The following is a 3,986-nucleotide window of genomic DNA, read 5'->3' as shown; positions in this document are numbered from 1 at the left end:
CGGCGATTGTTTCGTCGAACGCGTTCGCAGAGGTGATCGGTGCGGTGAAGGTGCGTTTTGCACTCTTCACGATTGCAGTCGGGGTGAAGTCGAGTGGCATGGTTTTGTTTCCTGAAGGCAGGGGTGATGCTCTGCCTCTGTCTATTATATTGGCTGTGTGAGATGATCAACCTATGTCTGCGGTAGTTTTTTGAAGAAAAATCCACGGCAAATGAGAAGTTTCCCAAACAATGATGAAATTTTCTGACGATACGCGCAGAAAAAAACACCAAAAAAAGATCAGTACTGCCCGCCGGTTTCGGCGGTGAACTGCCAGAGCGGAGACTGCCGTTTCCGGCAGCCCTGCAAGAATAGGGAAGTATTATGCATTTGATGCGTTACGGTTTCCAAATTGGGTATGATGATGAAATTCTGACAGCGTTCCTCTGCCGCCGCCGGGTAAAAATGGAGAGGAAATTATCCGAGATACAACTCCATGCTCTTGGTAACGCAGTCTTCATTAAAGTCCCAGCGTTCCCGCCGTGCGGCATCGCGGTACCATACTGCGGTACGGAGGAGCTCCGGAAGATCCGCCGGGTCGATGTATCTGCCGTGCCAGACCCTGATACGGTGCTTGGTGATCTCTCCGCCGGTGGGGATCAGGAACGTCACAGTGTGCCGGAGGAGGAGGAACAGCAGCAGGACGGCAAAGATCAGGATCAGAACCCCGCCGACAAGGGGCAGCACAGAACCGGCGGGTTTCCCGTCCTCATCATCGCCGGTCGGCTGCACCGTCGGGGTTGTTGTCGGAAGGCCGGACGGCTCCGCGGTAACAGTCGGCGTCACGGACACCGTTGCCGTGGGCGTTACGGTCGGCGTGACCGTTTGAACCGGCGTCCATTTGGCGTACAGGGTCATGTCGCCGAGAATGCCGTCGGCAAAGTCCCAGAGTTGTGTGCAGGCCGCGTCTTTGTGCCAGCCTGCGAAGGCGCAGCCGTCCTTTACCGGGTCCTCCGGTTTCGTGAGTGTGTCTCCGTAGGAGAGGTCGGTTACGACGAAGAGCGTGGTGGATCCGTCATTGAAGAGAACACGGAAGGCGTTGTCCATGTTGCCGTCTGAGGAACTGCCGCCGGACGGCGGGTTATTCTGCTTCCATCCCGCATACAGCGTCATATCCTCGGTGACCGGAGTACGAAAGTCCCAGGGGTTGTCACAGTCCTGATCGGTGTACCAGCCGGTGAAGGTGTATCCCTCACGAACAGGATCCGCTGGACGGGATAGAGGTTCTCCGTCTTTGACAACCTTCTGAGTCTGACTGCCGTCATACGTCTCGAAGGTGACGGTGTGGGTGGTAGAATCTGACCAGATCAAAGCAAAGGGACTAAAACCGCTCTGCGGGATACTGAACTGAATACCGGAGTCGGTCTTTGTGACCGTAACCGTTTCGGTCTTAGAGTTCAGATCCTCATCCGTGAAGTACTCGCGGTGGAGATCGAGGTAGTGGAGAAGGGTAAACTCTGTGTTCTCATCTGTTCCTCCCGGGTACGGCCAGGTGATGGTGACATCCTTTGAGGAGCTGACCCATGTGTGACCATTGCCGGTGTCGATGAGGTCGAAGTACTTCATCTCGTAGTTGCTGGACTCATCGAAGTGCGCCTGTGCAATCTGTTTGAGAGTATCCACACCGCCTGCAAGAATTTCGTCATGCAGCAGATGGATAGTACCACTGGTTACGGGAAGGCTCGTGTTGTTGTTAAGGTAGTAGGTGGTATCTGCCGGAACAGAGACAGAGATTCCGTCACTTCCCCGGGTTTGTTGTGCTACCGGAATGGTCTCATTGGCATCGGTGATATGCCGGACGGTGAGGGTTCCGTTCCGGAAGGTTACCGGACTACCGTCGATGGTAATCTGTGCAAGCCGGACACCCGACACCGGCTGAATGGTGGCGTTGTAGATGCCGGGGGTGTCGGGTTTGGAGATCGGGGTGTTGGTTGTGGTGTTGTAGTATGCGATCTTAAACGGGTATAAGTAGTCGTCGTTCTCCCATTCTGCACCATTTACTTTTATCACGGCATTTTCCGGGATACCGGAATACAGCGGTGAAGGGAAGTTATCGTTTGCATAGATGGTGAGATTGACCGGTTCGATGACGACTGGATCCACTACAGTAACATAGAGAAGATAGACGGTTGAGACGGTCGCTTTTGTGTCCTGATCGGATACAAAATAAATAACATTATCATGGGATTTGTAGTAGAGCGTATCTTTCCTAGTACTGGAATCATGGTAGTAGGCGTACACCTCAACATAATAGAAATCTCCGGATTCATACCGTGCATCAGCCGTGTTACGAATAGAGATTGAAGGATTCTCCTGTTCTTTACCAAATAGCTCATTTTCCGCAGACATCCGCTGACCGTTTTTACCATCCTGTACGTCCGTCCATTCATATTTGAAATACACATGCCCCTCCTCATCCCCCGTTCCCGCAAGCGGATGGGTTACACTGACCCCTACATGTTGTCCGCCGGAAACCGTCAGATGGAAAGGCGGACCTGATTGGGAGAGTGCCACACCATCAATTGAAGGCTGAATTGTAGGAGGAGCGAGGACGTCTATTGGATGTACCGTAACAGAAGTACTTTGTGATCCGGTATATTTCCAGTTAATATCCAGGAGAACGGCGGTTGCACCTGATTTATATGCCCACCCATATGTGTGTCCAGGACGAGGGGTATCGCCCTGATCAGGAACTGGAGGAAGTGCATACTCCCGATCAAATTTCCATTCCCCTGTCTCTTCGTTGTAAGCATAATTTATGGGCTGCTTGTAAAGGATCAGATGATTATGATCTGTAGCACCAGTAAACTTGAGTGTAAGGGGATATGTTAGGGAGTCCCCATAAGGACCAGTAGCAATAAATTTCCAACCGTAGTAAGAATTTGGAAAGATGGTTAACCGTTTCCCTGGACCATAGCTGCTTGCTTTAAATGCATTTGTATTATATTTTTCATAACCATTGTCATAGGAAGTAGCCAGTTTTCTCTCGATAAAAATCGTTGTAATAGCATCACTGTTATAAAACGCCTCTTGACCTATGTACTCGACAGACGCGGGTATTGTAACCGACGTTGACACAGACGCGGCAAAACATGTCTGAAAAGACTGCTGGCCTATAGTTGTCAGCGTATCCGGCAGCGTGAAATTGCCGTCAGACGCATCATTCCCCTTCACGCGGATGAACTGTAAACCGGTACAGTCTTTAAATACCGATCCGGAACTGGTCGTCCCAATCTGCTTTAAACCTGAAGAGAGATACACACCGGTAAGCCCGGAACACCCGTTAAACACACTCTTTTCCAGAACTTCAACCGAATCGGGAAGCGTAATCACACCCGAAATCTCTGATCGATACAGAAATGCCTGTGAACCGATTTTCGTCAAATGAACCGCAGCAGACAGATCCACAGACGATATCTGATAACGGGATCCGGCAGCAATCTTCTTGGATGTATCTTGCCCGATATTTTTATTGAATGACCCAGTGGATCGGGCTATTTGTGTAACCTGCTGACCATTGATACTGGCAGGAATCTTGAGTTCCAACCAGACCTTATCTCCGCTTGGCGCAACGGTATCCAGCCATGTTACATTAATTCCCAAAAGATTCCCTTTATCAATAATATATCCGTACTCAGGAACAGCAATCGGATCATCCTGCGTACCGGACCCCTCCGCCGCCACAACCGGAACAACCAGACAGCAGCAGACGAGCAGCACAACAGCGGCCAGCAGCAGCACTGACCTTTTTTTGGGAAAAACCGCAGGCGTTTCTCCCTTCATATACCATTTCAGAGTCGACACCTCCCCTCAAAAAGGATGCCGCAGAAACTGTCGAAACAAACCGGGCACCCCATTGAATCCTAAGTTAATAGGATATAACACCTGACATGATATTAAACTATCTTCAATTATTCTTTGAAACGGAAAGATCGTTCAATGCACAC

The 3,986-nt window shown here is 50.5% G+C and carries 1 protein-coding gene; it reads right to left on the bottom strand.

What is annotated here, in order from left to right; all coding sequences use genetic code 11:
• Window positions 1-456: 456 nt before the first annotated feature.
• Window positions 457-3,822, bottom strand: a complete 3,366-nt coding sequence (locus O0S10_RS10360; protein ID WP_268925806.1) for an InlB B-repeat-containing protein — start codon at window positions 3,820-3,822, stop codon at window positions 457-459.
• Between the last annotated feature and the right edge of the window lie 164 nt (window positions 3,823-3,986).

The sequence above is a fragment of the Methanocorpusculum petauri genome, from assembly GCF_026891975.1.
GTDB lineage: Archaea > Halobacteriota > Methanomicrobia > Methanomicrobiales > Methanocorpusculaceae > Methanocorpusculum > Methanocorpusculum petauri.
The sequence above is the reverse complement of the archived record's forward strand: the minus strand, read 5'-3'. Positions and strand labels throughout refer to the sequence as shown.

Coding starts and splice junctions, on each gene's coding strand:
- O0S10_RS10360 (WP_268925806.1), bottom strand. CDS start 3,822: ATGAAGGGAGAAACGCCTGCGGTTTTTCCCAAAAAAAGGTCAGTGCTG.